The sequence below is a fragment of the Brevundimonas sp. EAKA genome (genome assembly GCF_000698025.1).
Classification (GTDB): Bacteria; Pseudomonadota; Alphaproteobacteria; order Caulobacterales; family Caulobacteraceae; genus Brevundimonas; species Brevundimonas mediterranea_A.
The window spans coordinates 13,947-34,929 of record NZ_JMQR01000024.1 but is presented as its reverse complement, the minus strand read 5'-3'; the positions used below and the strand labels follow the sequence as shown (position 1 = coordinate 34,929).

22 protein-coding genes are annotated in these 20,983 nt (G+C 67.4%); 14 read left to right on the top strand and 8 right to left on the bottom strand.

Features of this window, described 5'->3' with window-relative positions; all coding sequences use genetic code 11:
• The 8 genes from rpsR to alr all read left to right on the top strand — a co-directional run.
• The coding region (rpsR, locus tag ER13_RS05565; RefSeq protein WP_035307433.1) for a 30S ribosomal protein S18 at window positions 1-158 on the top strand (158 nt) is incomplete at its 5' end.
• Window position 159: 1 nt separating this feature from the next.
• Entirely contained in the window at window positions 160-744 is a 585-nt protein-coding gene (rplI, locus tag ER13_RS05560; RefSeq protein ID WP_008261897.1) for a 50S ribosomal protein L9, read from the top strand.
• Between the two features lie 336 nt (window positions 745-1,080).
• Window positions 1,081-3,549: a TonB-dependent siderophore receptor gene (locus tag ER13_RS05555; RefSeq protein ID WP_035307431.1), complete on the top strand. Its 2,469-nt coding sequence runs from the start codon at window positions 1,081-1,083 to the stop codon at window positions 3,547-3,549.
• A gap of 162 nt (window positions 3,550-3,711) precedes the next feature.
• Entirely contained in the window at window positions 3,712-4,077 is a 366-nt protein-coding gene (locus tag ER13_RS05550; protein WP_035307429.1) for a hypothetical protein, read from the top strand.
• Window positions 4,078-4,157: 80 nt separating this feature from the next.
• Window positions 4,158-4,547, top strand: a complete 390-nt coding sequence (locus ER13_RS05545) for a hypothetical protein (RefSeq protein ID WP_154726155.1) — start codon at window positions 4,158-4,160, stop codon at window positions 4,545-4,547.
• 110 nt (window positions 4,548-4,657) lie between these two features.
• Window positions 4,658-6,148 (top strand): replicative DNA helicase, encoded by a 1,491-nt coding sequence (locus ER13_RS05540; protein ID WP_035307425.1) that lies wholly within the window; start codon window positions 4,658-4,660, stop codon window positions 6,146-6,148.
• A gap of 45 nt (window positions 6,149-6,193) precedes the next feature.
• A complete protein-coding gene (locus ER13_RS05535) occupies window positions 6,194-6,445 on the top strand; it encodes a hypothetical protein (protein ID WP_008260004.1) in 252 nt (83 codons plus the stop codon).
• 48 nt (window positions 6,446-6,493) lie between these two features.
• Window positions 6,494-7,534 carry an alanine racemase gene (gene alr / locus ER13_RS05530; protein ID WP_035307421.1) on the top strand — a complete coding sequence of 347 codons (1,041 nt, stop codon included), beginning with the start codon at window positions 6,494-6,496 and terminating at the stop codon, window positions 7,532-7,534.
• Here alr and ER13_RS05525 read toward each other — a convergent pair.
• Window positions 7,528-8,169 carry a Yip1 family protein gene (locus ER13_RS05525; RefSeq protein WP_035307420.1) on the bottom strand — a complete coding sequence of 214 codons (642 nt, stop codon included), beginning with the start codon at window positions 8,167-8,169 and terminating at the stop codon, window positions 7,528-7,530. The two genes, alr and ER13_RS05525, sit on opposite strands and share 7 nt — an antisense overlap.
• A 198-nt stretch (window positions 8,170-8,367) precedes the next feature.
• Here ER13_RS05525 and radA point away from each other — a divergent pair, with 198 nt between their 5' ends.
• The 5 genes from radA to ER13_RS05500 all read left to right on the top strand — a co-directional run bounded on the left by radA (window position 8,368) and on the right by ER13_RS05500 (window position 13,109).
• Window positions 8,368-9,747: a DNA repair protein RadA gene (gene radA, locus ER13_RS05520; protein WP_035307418.1), complete on the top strand. Its 1,380-nt coding sequence runs from the start codon at window positions 8,368-8,370 to the stop codon at window positions 9,745-9,747.
• A 28-nt stretch (window positions 9,748-9,775) separates the two neighbouring features.
• The gene (locus ER13_RS05515) at window positions 9,776-10,372 is read left to right on the top strand and encodes a CvpA family protein (protein WP_008258948.1); all 597 of its coding nucleotides are present in this window, start codon (window positions 9,776-9,778) and stop codon (window positions 10,370-10,372) included.
• Between the two features lie 27 nt (window positions 10,373-10,399).
• On the top strand, window positions 10,400-11,905 hold the full coding sequence (gene purF, locus ER13_RS05510; RefSeq protein ID WP_008260342.1) for an amidophosphoribosyltransferase: 1,506 nt from the start codon (window positions 10,400-10,402) through the stop codon (window positions 11,903-11,905).
• A gap of 12 nt (window positions 11,906-11,917) precedes the next feature.
• Window positions 11,918-12,229 (top strand): hypothetical protein, encoded by a 312-nt coding sequence (locus ER13_RS05505; protein WP_035307416.1) that lies wholly within the window; start codon window positions 11,918-11,920, stop codon window positions 12,227-12,229.
• 127 nt (window positions 12,230-12,356) lie between these two features.
• Complete coding sequence (locus ER13_RS05500) at window positions 12,357-13,109, top strand: SDR family NAD(P)-dependent oxidoreductase (protein ID WP_035307414.1); 753 nt, start codon at window positions 12,357-12,359, stop codon at window positions 13,107-13,109.
• On the opposite strand, the gene ER13_RS05495 is transcribed toward ER13_RS05500, so the two are convergent.
• Window positions 13,110-13,997: an oxidoreductase gene (locus ER13_RS05495; RefSeq protein ID WP_035307413.1), complete on the bottom strand. Its 888-nt coding sequence runs from the start codon at window positions 13,995-13,997 to the stop codon at window positions 13,110-13,112.
• Between the two features lie 144 nt (window positions 13,998-14,141).
• Here ER13_RS05495 and ER13_RS05490 point away from each other — a divergent pair, with 144 nt between their 5' ends.
• Window positions 14,142-15,044, top strand: a complete 903-nt coding sequence (locus ER13_RS05490) for an AraC family transcriptional regulator (RefSeq protein WP_231492483.1) — start codon at window positions 14,142-14,144, stop codon at window positions 15,042-15,044.
• Here ER13_RS05490 and ER13_RS05485 read toward each other — a convergent pair.
• From ER13_RS05485 to panB, 6 genes are all read right to left on the bottom strand, one after another.
• Window positions 15,041-15,667: an isoprenylcysteine carboxylmethyltransferase family protein gene (locus tag ER13_RS05485; protein WP_035307411.1), complete on the bottom strand. Its 627-nt coding sequence runs from the start codon at window positions 15,665-15,667 to the stop codon at window positions 15,041-15,043. The genes ER13_RS05490 and ER13_RS05485 overlap by 4 nt on opposite strands.
• 102 nt (window positions 15,668-15,769) lie before the next feature.
• Window positions 15,770-16,228 (bottom strand): NUDIX hydrolase, encoded by a 459-nt coding sequence (locus ER13_RS05480; protein WP_035307409.1) that lies wholly within the window; start codon window positions 16,226-16,228, stop codon window positions 15,770-15,772.
• A 7-nt stretch (window positions 16,229-16,235) separates the two neighbouring features.
• The gene (der, locus tag ER13_RS05475; RefSeq protein ID WP_008259997.1) at window positions 16,236-17,855 is read right to left on the bottom strand and encodes a ribosome biogenesis GTPase Der; all 1,620 of its coding nucleotides are present in this window, start codon (window positions 17,853-17,855) and stop codon (window positions 16,236-16,238) included.
• Window positions 17,856-17,887: 32 nt separating this feature from the next.
• Entirely contained in the window at window positions 17,888-19,267 is a 1,380-nt protein-coding gene (locus tag ER13_RS05470; RefSeq protein ID WP_035307407.1) for a PQQ-binding-like beta-propeller repeat protein, read from the bottom strand.
• A 23-nt stretch (window positions 19,268-19,290) separates the two neighbouring features.
• Window positions 19,291-20,037: a tetratricopeptide repeat protein gene (locus ER13_RS05465; RefSeq protein ID WP_035307405.1), complete on the bottom strand. Its 747-nt coding sequence runs from the start codon at window positions 20,035-20,037 to the stop codon at window positions 19,291-19,293.
• A gap of 79 nt (window positions 20,038-20,116) precedes the next feature.
• A complete protein-coding gene (gene panB / locus ER13_RS05460; RefSeq protein WP_035307403.1) occupies window positions 20,117-20,953 on the bottom strand; it encodes a 3-methyl-2-oxobutanoate hydroxymethyltransferase in 837 nt (278 codons plus the stop codon).
• Window positions 20,954-20,983: the final 30 nt, after the last annotated feature.

Below are 20,983 nucleotides of genomic sequence, written 5' to 3'. Positions count from 1 at the left end.
ACTACAAGGACGTGAAGCTGCTGCAGCGTTACGTCTCCGAACGCGGCAAGATCGTGCCTTCGCGCATCACCGCCGTCTCCCAGAAGAAGCAACGCGAACTGGCCAAGGCCATCAAGCGCGCCCGCTATCTGGCCCTCCTGCCGTATGTGGTGAAGTAAGATGAAGGTCGTTCTGCTGGAACGCGTCGAGAATCTCGGCGCCATCGGCGACGTCGTGTCCGTCAAGGACGGCTTCGCCCGTAACTTCCTTCTGCCGCGCGACAAGGCCCGTCGGGCCACCGCCGCCAACCTGAAGGCGTTCGAACTCGACCGCGTCGCCATCGAGCAACGCAACGAGAAGAACAAGGCCGATGCACAGAAGGTCGCCGACAAGATCGACGGCCAGACCTACATCATGATCCGTCAGGCCGGTGAAACCGGTCACCTGTACGGTTCGGTCGCCGGCCGCGACGTCGCCGAGGCCATCCAGGCCGAAGGCGGCAAGGTCGAGCGTTCGCAAATCGTCCTGAACACGGCGATCAAGAACCTGGGCGTCCACGAAGTGCCGGTTCGCCTGCACGCCGAGGTCCGCGCATCGGTCAAGATCAACATCGCCCGTTCGATGGATGAAGCCGAGCGTCAAGCCAAGGGCGAGGACGTGATCCGCAGCCAGTTCGACGATGAGCGCCAGGCCGCCGAGCAATCGGCCCAGGAACTGATCGAAGGCGGCGCCGGTCAACAGGAAGGCTTCGGCGACGAAGCCTGATCCCGCCGGCCTTTCGAGGCCGGATCGCCGGAAACATCAGGGGCGCGTTCCGCAAGGAACGCGCCCTTTTTGCTGCGTGGGCCCTCGGCAGGAGGCCGGGCGCGCCTTCACGCAATCCATGACAAGTTTGCAACAGCCACGAAGGTTTGGGGCGGCGATGAGAGTTTGCGCAAACTCCTTTCTTGACCGACGTAAACAGCGGTGAACACTCTCAACTAAGGCTGAGATTTGTCGACGGCGCGACCAATTTATTGCGCCTTTTCATCCCAGCCAGGGTGTCGAAATCGTGGCCGGTCGCCGCCCCTCCCAACAGGCCGCTGTCGTTTGGGGATAGTCATGAAGCTGTATTCCGGTCGTTCCGTCTTGTTGGCCTTTGTCTCCACCAGCGCGCTGATGTCCGCGCCGCTCGCCTTCGCCCAGGAGGCGACACCGGCGGAGGACGCCGCCGACATCGGCGAGATCGTGGTGACCGGCACCCGCGCCATTGGTCGAACCCGCCTGGACACGATCGCTCCCGTGGACGTGATCACCGGCGAGACCCTGACCCGCAGCGGGACGGGTACGGAGACCGCCGCCGCCCTGGACGCCGCCGCTCCGTCGATCAACTTCCCCCGCCCCGCCATCTCGGACGGTTCCGACCACGTCCGCCCGGCGACCCTGCGCGGTCTGGCCCCTGACCAGACCCTGGTGCTGATCAACGGACAGCGGGGCCACGTCGGCGCCTTGGTCAATGTGAACGGCGCCCTGGGACGCGGATCCACGGCCTTCGATCTGAACACCATTCCCTCGGTCGCCCTGGGCTCCGTCGAGGTGCTGCGCGACGGCGCCTCGGCCCAGTACGGCTCCGACGCCATCGCCGGCGTGATCAACCTGCGTCTGCGCCAGGCCCGCGACGGCGGCGGCCTGACGCTGAACCATGGGCGTTACGACACCGAATACGACACCGCGCGCGGATCGCACGAGGCCACGGACGGCGAACAGACGTCCCTGGCCGGCTGGATCGGCCTGCCGTTGGGCGAGGACGGGTTCGTCACCGTATCGGGCGAACTGCAGAAACGCGATCCGACCAACCGTTCGGACTACGCCGCGCCATCGGCCGTGGTCGGCAATACGTCCACGAACACGGTCCTGGGCCGGTTCGGCGATCCGGCGGTGGAATCCCAGTCGCTGTGGTTCAACGCCGGCAAGCCGATCAACGCCGACTGGGAGACCTATGCCTTCGGCGGCATCCAGCACAAGGAAAGCGAATCCGGCGCGACCGCCCGCGCCTACAACAACGCCAACAATGTCCTGGCCATCTATCCCAACGGCTTCCTGCCGCTGATCAACACCCAGATCGTCGACTACAACCTGTACGGCGGGGTCAAGGGCGAGGCGGCCGGGATCGATTGGGACGTCTCGGTCGGCTACGGGCGAAATGTGCTGGACTATCGCGTCACCAACTCGCTGAACGCTTCGTATGGCGCGGCGTCGCAGCAGGAGTTCGAGGCCGGGGGGCTGAAGTACGACCAACTGACGCTGGGCGTCGATGGCGTCAGGCCGCTGGAGTTCGGGCTGATCGAACCGGTCAATCTGGCCTTCGGGGTCGAATACCGGACCGAGCGTTTCGAGGTCTATGCCGGTGAGCCCGCCTCCTACAATCGCGGACCCAGCGCCGGCGGCGGCGGAGCCCAGGGCTTCCCCGGCTTCTCGCCGGCCAATGCGGCGGACGAGGACCGCAACAACTGGAGCGCCTATGTCGATCTGGAAGGCAAGCTGACCCAGGGGCTGACGGTCGGCGTGGCCGGCCGTTACGAAGACTATTCCGATTTCGGCGACCAGTTCACCGGCAAGGTCTCGGCGCGCTACGACTTCTCGCCGGCCTTCGCCCTGCGCGGCGCGGTCTCCACCGGCTTCCACGCCCCGGCCCTGCAGCAGCAGTATTTCAGCTATACCGCCACCAATCTGGTGACCCAGTTGATCGGCGGCCTGCCCGTGACCAGCCTGATCCAGGCCGGCACCTTCCGCGTGGACGACCCCGTAGCCCTGGCCCTCGGCTCCAAGCCGCTCGAGCCCGAGACCTCGGTCAACTATTCGGTGGGGGCGGTGTTCCGGTCCGGCGGATTCGAACTGACCATCGACGCCTATCAGATCGAGCTTGAAGACCGGATCATCTATTCCGAGAGCCTGGGGACGACGCGCCCCAGCCAGTCGGCAGCGACCACCACGGCGGTCCAGACCCTGCTGGCGCCCTTCGGCGTCAGCGCCGCCCGCTTCTTCCTGAACGGCGTCGACACGACGACCAAGGGAATCGACGTGGTCGGTCGGTATCGCCTGCCGACAGACACGCTCGGCCGGTTCGATTTCACCCTGGCCGGAAACTACAACGAGACGACGGTGGACAAGACGCCGGAGACGCCCTCCATCGGCATTCCGACGTCGGATTTCTTCCTGTTCGACCGGTCCAACATCCTGGCGTTCGAGAAGGGCACGCCCAAGACCAAGGTGGTCGGCGGGATCGACTGGAGCCTGGGCGGTTTCGGCGTGTCGGCCAAGGCGACCTATTACGCCAGCGTCCTGGTCGCCAACAACGCCGCCAGCCTGGACTACGAGACCGGCGACAAGACCCTGATCGATCTGGAAGGCCGCTATCAGTTCCCATACGGGGTCGGTCTTGCGGTGGGGGTGAACAACCTGTTCGACGAGTATCCGGAATATACGCCGGCGGCCCTGAACGGGGCGACCGGGTCGGTGGGCTTCCCCAGCTATTCGCCGTTCGGCTTCAACGGTCGGTTCCTGTACGCGCGGCTCAGCTACAGCTTCTGATCCAATCTGGAGCAACGAAAGGGGCGCTCGCCGGAGCGCTCCTTTTTCGTGATGAGAATGCCGAGCGGAAACATTACCGAAGCTTCAGAACCACACGAGATTCGCGCCGCCGTTGCGCCACATATCGCCGCTCAATCTGGCCCTCTTGTTCGGAGGGGATCAATGAAGACCAGGATCATCGCGGGGGCCTTGGCCCTGTCGCTCGTGGCCGGGACGGCGCGCGCCATGACGGTGCAGGAGTTTCTGACGACGGCGAACGGCATTCCCCGCAACCCCACCGCCCTGTTGCGGCCCGACACCCGGCGGCTGATGGGCGAGTTTCGCGGGGCAGTGCAGACGGTGCGCGCGGAACAGACGGCGGCCACAGCGGCCGGTCGCCGCTCGGCCACCTGTATGCCGGACAAGGTAGGCCTGTCAGCCGACGCCATTCTGGCCCGGTTCAACGCCATCCCCGCCGAGCGGCGCGGCATCAGCACGACCCAGGCCGTGCGTGAGTGGATGGCCGAGAAATATCCCTGCCCCGCATGACCCAAGGCAGGACGGTGCGAACGTCCGCGCCTCGATCCGCGATCATATTCATCGGAGGCGCGCTGCTGATAGTGGGCGGCTTGACCGGGCTCGGGCTGATTCTGGGGCCGGATGAGGTCGACGCCGTGCAGACGCCGGAGGGACTTCATCCCGCCGCCCTGTTCGCACTGGGCCTGGCCCTGATGACCGCCGAGGCTGCGCTGTTCACCCTCGTTCCGATAGAACTGTCGCAACGGTTCCTGAAACGCGCCTGGCCGGGCGTCGCAGCGGGTTTCGCCGTCTATGTCATCGGAATCCATTGGAATAACGGCTGGCTGGGATTGGCGGTCTCAAGCTGGATATGGGGCGTCGTGACCGGCGCCTATCTGCTGGAGCGCCCCGTATCGCGCGGTCGAGCGGCCTGTCAGGCGATCGGGCTGAAATGGACGTTCTGGATCTTCGCCATGGCAGTCTTGACCGCCGGCGCCTGATCGCCCCGACTGAGGAATTCCCGTTCGCCCACAGGGTGGACGATCTGTCCACGGTCGAAGCGACGTCCACGACTGACGCAGGCGCGTGTCAGGGCTAGAGCGTTAAGACAATGAACGCGTTCGCCCCCATGCCCTTCTCGTCCTCGCCGATGGACTCCAGCGGCGTCAGCTCGATGCCCCACAATCTGGAGGCGGAACAGGCGCTGCTGGGCGCGCTGATGTTCGACAACGGCGTGTTCGAACGCCTGAGCGACCGGCTGCGCGGCCAGCATTTCTACGAGCCCTTCCACCAGCGGCTGTTCGAGGCGATCGAGGATCATATCCGCCAGGGGATGCTGGCCGAGCCGACCATCCTGATGGAGCGGTTCAAGCAGGACCCCGCCTTCCAGGAGTTCGGCGGCCTGCGCTATTTCGCCGATCTGGTGGACCGGGCCCCGCCGGCGGCCAATGCGCCGGACTATGCGCGGGTGGTCTATGACACGGCCCTGCGGCGCGACCTGATCCGTATCGGCGGCGAGATCATCAAGGAGGCGCCCAATCCCGAGACGCCCGCCGACGAACAGATCGAACAGGCGGAACAGACCCTGTATTCGCTCGCCGAGACCGGCAAGCCGTCGTCCGGTTTCGTCAGCTTTTCCCACGCCCTGTCCGGCGCCGTTCAGATGGCGGCAGAAGCCTATCAGCGCGAAGGCAAGCTGGCGGGTCTGGCGACGGGCCTGAACGACCTGGACCGGAAGCTGGGCGGGCTGCACCCCTCCGACCTTCTGATCCTCGCCGGCCGTCCGTCGATGGGCAAGACCGCGCTCGCCACCAACATGGCCTTCAATGTGGCCCGCGCCTATCAGTGGGAGCCGACGCCGGAGGGCCGCAAGACGGTCAACGGCGGGGTGGTGGCCTTCTACTCGCTGGAAATGAGCGCCGAACAGCTGGCCATGCGGATCCTGGCCGACGCCTCGGGCGTGTCCTCCGACAAGCTGCGCAAGGGCGAGATCGACGCCACCGACTTCGGCAAGCTGCGCGACGCAGCGGTCGAGATCGGCGAGAGCCCCCTGTACATCGACGCCACCGGCGGTTTGTCCATGTCCAAGCTGGCGGCCCGGGCGCGGCGGCTGAAGCGGATGGAGCACGGGCTGGACCTGATCATCGTCGACTATCTGCAACTGGTCACGACCGGCGACAGCGGCGGGCAGAAGAACCGGGTGCAGGAGGTGTCCGAGATCACCGGCGGCCTGAAGGCCCTGGCCAAGGAGCTGTCGGTGCCGATCATCGCCCTGTCGCAGCTGTCGCGTCAGGTGGAACAGCGCGAGGACAAGCGGCCGCAACTGTCCGATCTGCGTGAATCCGGCTCGATCGAGCAGGACGCCGACTGCGTGATGTTCGTCTATCGCGAAAGCTACTACCTGGGCCGGGCCGAGCCGCGTGAAGGCACCGAGGAACACCTGCAATGGCAGCAGGACATGGACCGGCTGCAGGGCCAGGCCGAGGTCGTCATCGGCAAGCAGCGCCACGGCCCCATCGGCATCGTCAAACTGGCCTTCGACGCCGAGACGGTGCGGTTCGGCAACCTGGCGCACGGCTATGAGGAAGTCAGCTACGAATAGAGGCCGGCGGTTGACCTGGGCCGCGAACAGGCCCCTTGGGTGCGGATGGCCAGCGAAACCGTCTATATTCTCCAGACCTATGTGCAGGGGCGCGGCAAGGGGCTGAAGGCCGAGCCGCAGGTGGGCTGCAAGGACGCCGAGGAGGCGCGGCGCAAGGCCGAACGCATGGCGCCCCTGCGGCTGGGCGTGGTGGCCTTTTCCGTCTCGGCGGACACCGAGATGGGCGACTACGACGAACAGCCGACCATCATCTTCAAGTCCGGACGACTGCCCCCGCCGTTCAGCGACGAGGATTGATCGGGTCAGGCCTTCCATCGTCGGGAAGTTGCGCCAATAAGGGCCGCCATGCCCTCCCCCGCCCTGCTGTCCGTCGATCTGAACGCGCTCGCCCGCAATTTTCACACCCTGGAGGCCGTGACCGGCGTGCCGGTGCATCCGGTGGTCAAGGCCGACGCCTATGGCTTGGGGGCCGAGGCCTGTGCGAAACGTTTGATGGCGGAAGGGGCGCGGACCTTTTTCGTGGCGCGGGCCGGCGAAGGCGCAGCCCTGCGGACGGCGCTGGGCCCGGAGCCCGTCCTCTATGTGCTGGACGGCTGTCACGGCGAGGCGGCGGGGCTGTTGAAGGCGGCGGACCTGCGGCCCGTGCTGAACCAGCCGGCGCAGATGAAGGCCTGGGCCGAGGCCGGCGGCGGAGCCTGCGGCATTCAGATCGACACCGGCCTGAACCGGCTGGGCTTCCGGCCGGAGGATGCGCCCGAGGCCTTTGACGGGCTGAGCCTGGTCATGAGCCACCTGGCCTGCGGCGACGAACCGGACCAGCCGATGAACCGGCGCCAGCGTGACCGGTTCGCGGGCGTGGTTGAACGCTATCCGGGCGTGACACGGTCCTTCGCCAATTCGGGCGGCTGTTTCCTGGGGCCGGATTTCGCCTTCGACGCGGTGCGGCCGGGCGTCTGCCTGTACGGCGGGGGACCTGAGGGGCGGCCGGACGAGCGGATCGCCCCCGTCGCCGCCCTGACGGCGGAGGTCCTGCTGGTGCGCGACGTGCGAGCGGGCGAGAGCGTCGGCTATTCGCGCGGTTTCGTGGCCGAACGACCGATGCGGGCGGCTGTGGTCGCGGCGGGCTATGCGGACGGGGTCCTGCGGGCCTATGGGCCGCGCGGCGCGGTCTGGGTCGCAGGCGAGACCCGGCCGCTGCTGGGCCGGATCTCGATGGACGTCTGCACGGTCGATGTGACCGGGCTGGAGGTCGCGGTCGGCGACCGGGTCGAACTGTTCGGGGCGCATCGCCCCATCGATGCGGCGGCGGCGGCGGCGGGGACCATCAGCTATGAACTGCTGACCGCCGTCACCGTCCGCGTTCCCCGCGCCTATGTCGGTCAATAACCGCCGGTGATGGCCGCCATGCCGGCGCCGGCGACCAAGAAACTGGCGCCGATCATGCCGACGATGGCGTTGATGATGAAGGTCATGACCAGGCCCAGGATCACCGTGACGATGAAATAGCCGACAGCCTTGTCCGCCGGGACCTTCATCAGCATCGGCAGACCCAGGTACAGCAGATAGAAGCTGTACAGGCCGAGGATGGCCAGGACGCCCAGCATCGGGATCAGGCCGAAGACCCCGATCAGCCACATGGCCGTATAGGAATAGACCGCCACCTTCATCGCCTGGACCGAATCGCTGGCCCCGCCGAAACTGGGGGCCAGGGCGTTGATGATCAGGCCCAGCAGATAGACGGCGACCAGGGACAGCCCATAGCTGACCACCGCGACCAGAAGCGCGCCGAGGATCGACATGGGCGTGCCGAACAGGGGCAGAACCTGGCCGCCGATCAGGCTGCAGATCGGGCCGATGGCGGCCAGGATCATGGCGTAGCGGGTGAACAGGCTGCGGGTCGTGGCGAACTCGCCGTCGATGCGCGCCCATTCGGTCTTCGGCTGCAGGATGATGCCCTTGACCCGGGCGATCAGGGCCGGATCGACGGCGGGTTGCGTCGACGGGGTGGAGGGTTCGGTCATGGACAAGGGCCTGTAAAACAGTGGGGGCGAAGCGGAATATTGACGTCACGTCACCTGACGACGCAAGCCATTTGCGACACGATCTCAACCCGGAACTACGGCAAAGGTTGCGGTTGCGACCGGAAATGACGTGACGACGGTGCAAAGGGCCACCGGATTGGGCGGTCCGTCCGCCCTTCGGCCTGCTAAAGGATGCTCATGGCTCGCGATTCCGCCCTCTATGTCTGTCAGTCCTGCGGCTCGGTCCACGGCAAATGGTCGGGCCAGTGTGCGTCGTGCGGCCAGTGGAACACCCTGACGGAAGAGAGTCGGTCGGCGCCGCCGGGCGCGATCAAGCCGTCGGCGGCGGCCTCGGCGCGCGGGCGCGGCCTGCAGTTCGAGACACTTCAGTCCGACACCCCCGAACCGCCCCGCATCACCACGGGCGTGGCCGAGTTCGACCGGGTCTGCGGCGGCGGCGTGGTGCCCGGTTCGGCCATCCTGCTGAGCGGCGATCCCGGGGTGGGCAAGTCCACCCTGTTGCTGGAGGTGGCGGCCAAGGCGGCCCTGCGGGGGGCGCGCATCGCCTATATCTCGGGCGAGGAGGCGGTCGAACAGATCCGGGCGCGGGCCAAGCGGATGGGGCTGGAACAGGCGCCGGTCAATCTGGCGGCGGCGACGGCGCTGCGCGACATCCTGGGCACGCTGAAGCGCGAACAGTTCGACATCGTCATCGTCGATTCGATCCAGACCCTGTGGTCCGACGTTCACGAGAGCGGGCCGGGCTCGATCACCCAGGTCCGGGCCTGCGCCGGCGAGATGGTGCGGCTGGCCAAGACCCAAGGGGTGGCGGTGGTTCTGGTCGGGCATGTCACCAAGGACGGCCAGGTCGCGGGGCCGCGCGTGGTCGAACACCTGGTCGACGCCGTCATGACCTTCGAGGGCGAGCGCGGCTATCCGTTCCGCATCCTGCGCGCCGGCAAGAACCGGTTCGGCGCCACCGACGAGATCGGGGTGTTCGAAATGGGCGACAGCGGCCTGAGGGAAGTCGCCAATCCGTCGGCCCTGTTTCTGGGCGACAGCAAGGACCGGGCGCCCGGCGCGGCCGTCTTTGCCGGGATCGAGGGATCGCGGCCGGTGCTGGTCGAGATCCAGGCCCTGGTGGCGCCGTCCGCCTATGGCACGCCGCGCCGGGCGGTGGTCGGCTGGGACTCCGGTCGCCTGGCCATGCTGCTGGCGGTGCTGGAGGCCCGGTGCGGCCTGGGGTTCGGGGACAAGGACGTCTATCTGAACGTCGCCGGCGGCCTGCGGATCAATGAGCCGGCGGCGGACCTGGCGGCGGCGGCGGCCCTGATCAGCTCGGCGCTGGACATGCCCCTGCCTCAGGGCTGCGTCGTGTTCGGCGAGATCGGCCTGTCAGGCGAGGTCCGCAGCGTCGGCCGGGCCGAAGCGCGGGTCCGAGAGGCCCAGAAACTGGGCTTTGAACATGTGCTCTGCCCGCCCCTGGCCCAGAACGGCGGCAAGACCAAGGGGGTCAAGGTGACGTCGGCGACGCGTTTGACGGATGTGGTCGAACGAATCTCGCAAAACCGCTATTAGACGCACGCAACAGCCGCTGGACCCCTGAGTGACCGGTTACGACGTCTTCGCCATCGTGGTGATCCTGTTCTCCGCCGCCGCCGGCTGGGTGCGTGGGGGCGTGCGCGAGATCATCACCCTGCTCAGCGCGCTGCTGGCCGCGCTGGTGGCGCTGGTGACCCTGCCGTGGACGGCGATCCTGGGGCGCGCCCTGGTCAATCCGGACTGGGCGGGGACCGTACTGGCGGCGGTGGTCGCCTTCTTCATCGTCTATTTCGGCGTCCGGCTGTTCGGCTCCTTCCTGTCGAAGCGGGCGCAGGCGCATCCGCAGCTGGGCGGGATCGACCGGTTCATCGGCGTCTTCGTCGGCGCGGGCCGGGCCCTGGTGCTGCTGGGGGCCGTCCATCTGGTCATCGTCGCGGCCATGCCGGGCGAACGGACGCCGCGCTGGCTGAGCGAAGCGGCCCTCTACAAGGTCAGCGCCGTAGGCGCCCGCGCCATCCAGATCATCCTGCCCGGCATCGGGCGAGGCGCCGATGCGATCACGCCCGTGGTCGATTCATCCGTGCGCAAAGGGTTTTCGAACGACGAAGCCTTGCCTCGGACGCAATCCGAGACTAACTCGCCGCGCGAAGCCGCCCCTTAAGTTTCCCCCGGTCATCGGAGCCCCACGATGCGCCACCATATCGCCGATCCTGTCGTCCACCGCGAGCACTGGCGCGAGCCGGAGGACGACCAACTGCGGCTGGAGTGCGGCGTCTGCGGCGTCTGGGGGGCGGACGAGGACGAAGGCTCAGCCATCGTCGCCCTGGGCCTTCACGCCCTGCAGCATCGCGGCCAGGAAGCCTGCGGCATCGCCAGCGTCAAGGACGAGCGTTTCCACACCGAACGCCACCAGGGCCTGGTGGGCGAGGCCTTCGGCGGCGCCGACCTGATGACCCGCATGCCCGGCCGCGCGGCCGTGGGCCACACCCGCTATTCGACCGCCGGCGGCAGCTTCCTGCGCAATATCCAGCCGATGTTCGCCGACCTGGATCAGGGCGGCATCGCCATCGCCCACAACGGCAATCTGACCAACTTCAAATTCCTGCACGGCCAGCTGGTCAGCGAAGGCGCCATCTTCCAGTCGACGTCGGACTCGGAAGTCATCCTTCACCTGATCGCCCGCAGCCGTAAGGCCAAGATCGTCGACCGCTTCATTGACGCCCTGGCGCGGATCGAGGGCGGCTACGCCCTGGTCGCCCAGACCCGTCACAAGATGATCGGCGCCCGCGACCCGCTGGGCATCCGCCCGCTGGTGCTGGGCCAGGTCGGCGAGGCCTGGGTGCTGGCGTCCGAGACCTGCGCCTTGGACATGATGGGCGCCACCTTCGTGCGCGACGTCGAACACGGCGAGGTCGTGGTCATCGACGAGAACGGCCTGGAATCGATCAAGCCCTTCCCGGCCCGCGCCGCCCGTCCCTGCCTGTTCGAATACGTCTATTTCTCGCGCCCGGATTCGGTCGTGAACGGCTGCTCGGTCTATGAGGTCCGCAAGGAGATGGGCCGGGGTCTGGCCCGCGAATGGGGCGTCGAGGCCGACATCGTGGTGCCGGTGCCCGACTCCGGCGTGCCGGCGGCCCTGGGCTACGCCCAGGAGAGCGGCATTCCCTACGAGATGGGCATCATCCGCAGCCACTATCTGGGCCGCACCTTCATCCAGCCCAGCCAGGGCGCCCGGCAGAAGGGCGTGCGCATGAAGCACAGCCCCAACAAGTCGGCGCTGGAAGGCAAGCGGGTCGTGCTGATCGACGATTCCATCGTGCGCGGCACCACCTCGGTCAAACTGGTCCGCGCCGTTCGCGCCGCCGGCGCCAAGGAAGTCCACCTGCGCTCGGCCAGCCCGCAGATCCTGTTCCCCGACTTCTACGGCATCGACATGCCGGAACGGGCGCAACTGCTGGCGGCCAACAAGACGCTGGAAGAAATGCGCGAACTGCTGGAGGTCGATTCGCTGGGCTTCCTGTCGATCGACGGCCTGTACCGCGCCATGGGCGAGACGGGCCGCAACAACGCCCGTCCCCAGTACACCGACCACTATTTCACCGGCGACTACCCCACCCGCCTGCTGGATCGCGAGATCGAGGAAGGCGGCCGGGAGGTTTCGGCGCGGCAACTTTCCCTGCTGGTCAGCGCCTGATATCTTGGTTTGATGGCGTACAACCCTGTTCAAACTAGCCAGTTGCAGGAGGGGAGGCTCTTCCTGATCAGATTTGGCGGCCGACTTTTGGCGATTGTCGGGGTGTTCTTCGTCTTCAACCTGATCCTGGCGGGAAACCAAGCCGCCCTGTCGCCTTGGACCCTCGCTGGTTTGACGACGGGCTTGGGCGCGGGGCAGCTACTCCCCGGCAAGCGCCGCATTCGCGTCCCGTCTATGGTTTGGCTGGGCGTCGGGTTGCTGATGATCTTGGTCGCCGCTGCGGCGTCATACAGCCTCGCCCAGACAGCCTCCGGCGGAAACTGAGCCGCATCCGGATGCCCTCGGGACGCAATGTCGTGGTCGTTGACGATCAGGGCGTCAGCTACAGCCTGTGGTCGCCTTCTGCCTGATCCCGCTTGGCGACCGCCGCCCACGCGGGCTAAGCAGGGCTATGTCAGACCTGCCATTAAAAGACCGTATCGCCCTCGTCGTCGGGGCCTCGCGCGGCATAGGCTATGAGAGCGCCCTGGCCCTGGCGAAGGCCGGCGCCCACGTGGTGGCCACAGCCCGGACGCAGGGCGGGCTTGAGGAACTGGACGACGCCGTCTTCTCCGCCACCGGCAAGCACGCGACCCTGGTTCCGTTCGACCTGGTCGACGGCGGCGGAATCGACCGACTGGGCGGGGCCATCTTCGAACGGTTCAAGAAGCTGGACGTCTGGGTCAACGCCGCCGCCACCATGGGGCCGTCGGGCCTGACGCCGGTGGCCCACGCCGACCCGCGTGAATTCGCCAAGGTCGAGAAGGTCAATTTCACCGCCGTCTATCGGCTGATCCGCTCGCTGGAGCCGCTGCTGCGGGCCTCTGACGCCGGGCGGGCCATCCACCTCACCTCCAGCGTCGCGACCTCGCCGCGCGCCTTCTGGGGCATGTACGCCGCGACCAAGGCCGGGGCCGAGGCCCTGGTCAAGGCCTGGGCGGACGAGGTGGAGAGCACCCCGATCCGCGTCAGCATCGTTGATCCCGGCCGGATGCGCACGGCGATGCGCGCCCAGGCCTTCCCCGGCGAGAATCCGCAGACCCTGCCCCACCCCTCCGAGATCGGCCCGCTGATGGTCGAGCTGGCGCGCGGCGACCTGACGCCGCCGCTGACGGTGCGGTTCCGCGACTGGCGGGACGCGCCAACGACGGAGGCCCTGGTCTGATCAGCTCCAGGCGGTGTCCAGCCCCGGTTCCTTGCGGAAGGCGAAGCTTCCGTCCGTCGAAGCCGACAGGTCGCGCCAGGCGTTCAGTTCGCTGAGAAGGTCGGCGGCCTTGCCCTCCACCACGGCGACGGCGTCGGTGCCCGCCGACCAGCGGAGGGGCGGGTTTTCCGCATTCGCCAGGGTCACCAGGGCCTGGCCCAGCTTGGCCGGATCGCCGGCCTGGTTCTGGTTGCGCCCTTCATAGAAGGCGCGAAGGGCGGCCGAGGCCTCGGCGTAGTCGGCGATGGGACTATCGGCGAAACGGACCGAGGTCGAATCGAGGAAGTCCGTGCGGAAGAAGCCCGGCTCGACAATGGTCATGCGGACGCCGAACGGTTTGACCTCGGCGGCGACCGACTCGGTGAAGCCTTCGACGGCGAACTTGGACGCGCAGTAGATCGAGCCGCTCTCGCCGCCCCGCAGGCCGCCGATCGACGAGATGTTGAACACATGGCCCGACCGCTGGGCCCGCATGACCGGCAGGACGGCGCGGGTCATGTCGAACAGGCCGAAGACATTGGTGTCGAACTGGGTCCGGGCGTCCTGGGGCCGAGTCTCCTCGAACAGGCCGAGGTGGCCGTAGCCGGCGTTGTTGACCAGGACGTCGATGCGGCCGAAGCGGGCGACCGTCGCCTCGACGGCGGCGGCGATGGCGGCGGGGTCGGTGACGTCGAGCGTCACGGACAGGACCGTGTCGCTGTCGGGACCGAAGGCCTCGACCAGGGCGTCGCGGTTGCGGCCGGCGACGACGACCCGGTCGTCGGCGTCCAGAGCGGCGCGGGCGATGGCGGCGCCCAGGCCGCGGGCGGCGCCGGTGACGAACCAGGTCTTCCGGGATGGGGTGGTCATGAGATGTCTCCTCTGTCTGACGGGATGGAGAAGACGCGCCTTCGCCTTCCAGGCGTTAGGGCGATCCAGGCGAAGTCTTGCACGATCCTGTCAAAGCGCGCTCCGTCGCTTGCGCGGGCCCGACGACAGGCGTTGGATGTGGACATGAGCCTCTTGCCCGAAATGAGCGCCATCGTCGCGCGCCACGCGCCGCCCGACCTGTCGCGCTCGGCCGTGCCGGGCCTGCGCCTGTATGGCAGCGACGCGCCGACGCGGATGGTGTCGGTCGGCTATGAACCCATGCTGTGCCTGGTGGTGTCCGGCGGCAAACAGACGATCCTCGGCGAGACCGTCTATTCCTATCGGGCCGGCGACTGCCTGGTGGTGTCGGCGGAACTGCCGGTCTGCGGCAGCATCATCGAAGCGCCGTACCGCGCCCTGAGCTTCGACCTGAACCCGGCGACGATCGCCAGCCTGATGGTGGAGATCGGCGCCCCCGCCGCCTCGGACCCGTCACCGCCGTCGGGCATCCATGTGACACAGCTGGAGGACGAACTTCTGGAACCGATGGCGCGCCTGCTGCGTCTGCTGGACCGGCCGCACGAGATCGCCGTGATGACGCCGATGATCGAGCGGGAACTGGTGTGGCGGCTGCTGCACAGCCGGCACGCCGCGACGGTGCGCCAGATCGGCTCGGCCGAAAGCCGCCTGTCGGGCGTCAGCCGCGCCATCAACTGGATCCGCGCCCACTACGCCGAGCCGATGCGGCTGGAGGCCCTGTCAGACCTGGCCGGGATGAGCCGGTCGACCTTCCACCGGCATTTCCGGACGGTGACGACCATGAGCCCGTTGCAGTTCCAAAAGCAGGTGCGGCTGCAACAAGCCCGCGCCCGCCTGCTGAGCGGCGCCGACGGGGCGGCGGAGACGGGTTTCGCGGTCGGCTACGACAGCCCGTCCCAGTTCAGCCGCGAATACGCCCGCCAGTTCGGTCTGCCGCCCGGCCGGGACGCGGCGCGGATGCGCGAGACCCTGGCGGTCGAGGGTTTGGCCGGGATCCGAGCCGCCTAGGGCAGGTGCGCCAGCACCTTCAGCCAACCTTCGGCCTGGGCCAGGTCGATGGCTTCGAACAGGGGGATGGCCAGAAGGAAGACCAGGCCGTCGCGGATGGTGGTCAGGAAGAAGGACGGGCGGATCGACAGTTCGGCCTCGTCACGCCACAGGGCGAAGTTGGGCAGGAAGCGCGGCGTGCGGGCCTTGTAGGCGGCGTAGGCGGCGCCGAAGGTCGCGCCCAGCCAGGCCTCTTCGCGGCGAACGGTCAGATAGAAGACCGCCAGGGACGCGAGGGTGAACAGCACCGCCAGGGTCAGGCTGCCGCTCTGGGCGCCGATGCCGAAGGCGCCGAAGAAGCTGAAGATGTAGAGCGGATTGCGGCTGATCGAATACGGGCCGCGCGACACGATCTCGGCCTTCTTGCGCCCGCCGATATAGAGCGAACACCAGGCGCGACCGACGATGGCGAAGACGATGGCGGCGAGACCCACGGCCTCCACCCCTTCGTGCATGGGGCTGTCCAGGCCGAAAGCGGACTGAGACACCATGGTCAGGCCGACAAGCGCCAGCAGGGCGATCAGGACGGCGCCCTTGCGCACTTTTTGAACCGCTTGAAGATCGAAAATCGGGGTGGTTGTCATAAATCGCTCCAGTAGAGCGAAAATCCAAGCGCCGGTTTTTAGGCCGTGGCAAGAAGTTTAAATGCAAGCGAAACTCGCTCGCGAATGCTGTGGACGGATGGTTTAGAGCGTCGATAGAATTTCGGGCAGATCGTCCGGCCAGATCGTATCTTCCGACGCCGTGATCTGGGCCGTCGTCCACCAGCGATGCTCGATCAGGACGCGACGTTCCTCCTCGGTCCAGCCGGTCGGCGATGGGTCGAAGAGTTCGGTGCGCAGCAGGAAGAAGCGCTGGTCCACGTGGGACAGGCGGCCGTCGGGCAGGCGGAAATCGACGACGCGGCGGGCGACTTCCGGCCCGGGATCAGCGACGATAAGGCCGGTCTCCTCGAACAGTTCGCGACGCGCGGCGTCGGCATAGGTCTCGCCCGGTTCGCAGCCGCCGCCGGGCGTGGCCCAGAAGGCCGTGCCTGCGATCGGTCCATCGGCGTAGACGAAGCGGAACAGCAGCACCCGCCCCTTCCCGTCCAGAATCAGCCAGCGCGAGGTCGGCCGGTCGGGAAGGACGGGCGCGACCTGCATCACAGGCTCACTTCTTGGCGCCGCCCTTTTGGCCGGTGCGGATGCGGCCCGAGCGCGAGACCTGGCGGGCGCCGCCGCGGGCGCCCTTCTGGACCGCCACCGACGAGCCGGCCTTCTTCGACGCGCTGGACTTCAGCCCGCCCAGAACCTTGGGCTGGGCCTTGCGGGTCTTCTTCTGTTCCAGCGCCTTGCCGGGCAGCTTGGACAGGGCCTCTTCCTTCTCGGCCTTTTTGATGCGGCGCGGCGCGGTCTTGGCGTCGCCCTTGTAGCGTTCCGGTCCGGACTTGGCGCCGCCCTCGGCATAGGGGTTCACGCCGCTGGACTTGACGTTCAGCCGGATCGGCGTGCCCGGCAGGTCGAAGCTCTCGCGGATCGAGTTGACCAGATAGCGCTTGTAATGCTCGGGCATCGACTCGGCGCGGTTGGCCATCAGCACGAAGGTGGGCGGACGGGCCTTGGTCTGGGCGATGTATTTCGGCTTGATCCGCTTGCCGTCCACGGCGGGCGGCGGGTGCCGCTGGGTGGCCATGGACAGCCAGGTGTTCAGGTCCTTGGTCTTCACCTTGACCGACCAGGTGTCATAGGCCTGGAGCACGGCCGGCATCAGGCGTTCGACGCCCCGGCCCGAGTGCGAGGACAGGGCCACGAAGGGCGAGCCCTTCAGTTGCGGCAGCTTGTCCTCGGCCATGCCCTTCAGCTTGGCCATGCGGGCCTGGGGCTCGTCCTCCAGGTCCCATTTGGACGCGACATAGACCAGGGCGCGGCCTTCGCGCTCGACCAGGTCGGCCAGCTGCAGGTCCTGGGTGTCGAAGGCGTCGTCCTTGTCCATCATCAGGATGACGACTTCGGCGAAGGTGATGGCGCGGATGGTGTCGGCGACCGACAGCTTCTCCAGCTTCTCCTGGACGCGCGCCTTGCGACGCATGCCGGCCGTATCGACCAGCCGGATGTTCTTGCCCTCGAACGTCCAGTCGACCGAGATGGAATCGCGGGTGATGCCCGCTTCCGGTCCGGTCAGCAGGCGGTCGTCGCCGATCAGACGGTTGATCAGGGTGGACTTGCCGGCGTTGGGACGACCGATCACGGCGATGCGGATCGGCTTGTCCGGCTCGTCGATCTCTTCGATGAAGATGTCTTCGGACGCCGTGCGGATGGCCTTGTACAGGTCGGCCATGCCCTCGCCATGCTCGGCCGAGATGGCGACCGGTTCGCCGAAGCCCAGGGCGTGCGCCTCGCCGACGCCGCCGCCGCTTTCGCGGCTCTCAGACTTGTTGGCCAGCAGGATGATCGGCTTGTGCACCTTGCGCAGACGCTCGGCGAAGATCCGGTCCAGCGAGGTGACGCCTTCGCGGGCGTCCATCATGAACATGACCAGTTCGGCGTCTTCCAGCGCGGCCTCGGTCTGCTCGCGCATCCGGGCTTCCAGGCTGTCGTCGGTGACGTCCTCGTAGCCCGCCGTGTCGATCAGCGTCAGGTCCATGTCGCCGATATTGCCGTCGGCGTAGCGCCGGTCGCGGGTCACGCCGGGGCGATCATCGACAAGCGCGAGGCGCTTGCCGACGAGGCGGTTGAACAGTGTCGATTTGCCCACATTGGGGCGGCCGACAATCGCGACCTTCAGAGCCATTTCGGCTTTCTAGCTTAATTCGGGCTGAAGAGTCAGCGAATGCAGATCAGCTGGCCGTTGTCGGTCAGCACGTACAGGGCGCCGTTGTAGGCGGCGGGGGCGATATAGGCGGGGGCGCCCAGTTTCAGCGTCGTCTGGGCGACGCCCGTCTTGGGATCAAAGGCCACGGCCTCGCCGTAGGAGTTGACCATCACCAGGCGGTTGGAAGCCAGCAACGGACCCGACCATTGGGGATAGATGGTCCGACGGCCGAAGTTGAGGAACCCGCCGACCTTGCGCTTGCGCCCCTCGTTCAGTTCGCGGGTCCAGTAGATCTGGCCCGTGTCGCGATTGGCGGTGATCAGTTCGCCCGAGGTGGAGACGATGAAGACCACGTCGCCCACCGGCAGGGGGGCGTTCACGCCGGTGACCGGCAGCTGCCACTTGGGCTGACCCGAGCGCAGGTCCAGGGCCGAAAGAACGCCCGAATGGCTGACGCCATAGACCATGCCCCGGCTGATGACGGGGCGGCCGGCGACGTCGCGGACTTCCGACAGGGCGCTGGTGCGGCTGGTGCGCGACAGGGTCTGTTCCCACAGCGGCTGACCGTTCAGGGCGCTGAGCGCGACCAGCTGGCCCGACGAGAACGGCGCGATGACGGTGTTTCCGGTCACGGCCGGGCTGGAGGCGCGCATGACGCGCGCCGGCTCGGCGATGCCGCGATAGGTCCAGTCCTGGGCGCCGCTGTTGACGTCGAAGGCGAACAGCTGGCTGTCCACATCGACGACGAAGACGTGGGCGCCGACGACCGTCGGGGCGCCGTGGATCGGGGAATCGACCTGCTGGGTCCAGACCACGGCGCCGGTGGCGGCGTCCAGGGCCGTCACCGAGCGATAGCCGGACGAGACGAAGACCTTGCCGCCGGCGAAGGCGACGCCGCCGCCGAAGCCGCCGCTGCGGTCACGCTCGGCGTCCTTGACGTTGACCTTCCACAGGATGTCGCCGCTGTCGGCCGAGACGGCCGAGACGGTCGATTCGCCGTCCAGCACGAAGATCTTGCCGTCGGCGGCGACGATGGGCGCCATGACATTGCCGACGCGGGCCGAGCCCTCGCCCACGCTGCGCTTCCAGGCGATCTGGAAATTGGGGGCCGCGATGACGTGTTCGACCAGGTTTTCCGACGTCCCGCCCGGCTGGGTCCAGGCCGTGGCGGCCTGGGGTCCCGGCAGGAAGTAGTCGCGGCCGGACAGGGCGGCCGACGGCGCCAGCTGCTGTTCGAACTCGAGCACCGAGATGCGTTCGCCGGCCGAGGCGGTCGCCTTGGCGTCGTCCTTCTTGCCCAGGCCGAACGGCAGGTTACGGCTGACCGTGCCGCATGAGGCCATGGTGGCGGCGACGCCGCAGATCAGCGCGACTTTCAGAACTCGGTTCATCTTGGGCGTCCTGTAGGGGGTCGTCACTGTTGGGCCGGGGCGATGGGAGTGGGCGCATTGGCGGCGCCGGCGGCCGGCAGAGCCGCGTTCTTGGCCGCATCGGCGATGCTCTTGAGCGCCCCCGCCGTGCCGGCGTCGATCGTGGCGACAGCAATGTTGGCGCGCTGACGAACATCATCAGGCACGTCCTGTCCCAGTTGCAGCAGGACGAAGGCCTCGCGGGCCTCCTTGGTCTTGCCGTGTTGCAGGCGGGCCAGGGCCAGGGCTTCCTGGGCGAAGGCGTGCAGCGGGCGCTTGTCTTCGGCCAGGGGCGTCAGGCGAGCCTCGATATCGGCCAAGGGCGCCGTGTCCATGATCAGCAGGGCCGCCTTGAACGCCGCCGGGTCCGACAGGATCGGATCGCTGGAGGTCTTGGCGGCCTGGTCGAACAGGCGGACGGCGTCAGGGATCTTGTCGGCGGTCACGGCCAGGCCGGCCTGCTGCTGCAGGGCCAGGACCTTGTAGGCGTCGTTGCCTTCCTTGACCGTCTCCTCGAAGGCGAGACGGGCCTCGGCGGGCTTTTCGGCGCGCAGGGCCTCCATGCCGCGATCATAGGCCTCGGCGCCCTTGGCGGCCTTGCTCGAATTCAGGCTGTCCCAGCCCCACCAGCCCAGGGCGGCGACCAGGGCGACCACCAGAATGACGCCCACGACGGGCAGCCAGGTGCGGGCCAGGCGCTTGTACCGGTCGGAGCGAAGCTCCTCCTCGACCTGCTCGAAGACATCAACCACTGAAACGTCGCCCCAAAATCGCTAAAAGCAAACCGGCGCGGACCCTAGAGGTTCGCCCTTGCCGCCGCAACGTAGCCCGTTACTGCGAAGCCGGCTTTTTCGAGAAGTAGGTCTCGACTTCGGCAGGAAAACGGCGGGTTTTCACATCATTGGCGAAAGCGGCCGCCGCGCGGTCGATCTCGGTGCGCAGATCCGCGTATTTGCGCACGAATTTCGGGGTCCAGTCGAACAGTCCCAGCATGTCGTTGACCACCAGAACCTGGCCGTCGCAGGCGGCCGAGGCGCCGATGCCGATGGTGGGGACGTCGATGCTCTCGGTGATCTCGCGCGCCAGCGATTCGGCCACGCCCTCGATGACGATGCAGAAGGCGCCGGCCTCGGCCGTGGCCCGGGCTTCCGCCATGACACGGTCCCGCTCGAAATCGGTGCGGCCCTTGGCCTTGAAACCGCCCTCGGCCAGAATCGCCTGGGGACGCAGCCCGACATGACCCATGACCGGGATGCCGCGCTTGACAAGGAAGGCGACGATCTCGGCCAGTTCGACGCTGGTCTCCAGCTTGACCGCCTGGGCGCCGGTTTCCTTCATGACGCGCACGCAGTTGTCATAGGCGGCTTCCTTGCCGCCCTCATACGAGCCGAAGGGCATGTCGACGACGACCAGGGCCCGACGCGATCCCCGCACCACCGCCTGGCCGTGCAGGATCATCATCTCCAGCGTCACGCCCACGGTGTTCGGCAGGCCATGCACCGCCATGCCCAGGCTGTCGCCGACCAGCAGAACATCGCAGTGCGGATCCAGCAGGCCCGCCATCGGCGCGTCATAGGCGGTCAGGCAGACGATGGGCTCGCCGCCCTTGCGGCCAGCGATATCAGGCACGGAGACGCGCTTGATCGTCTCCTGGGTGTGAACGGACATCGAGAGGCTCCTGACTTCAAGTCGGGTCAG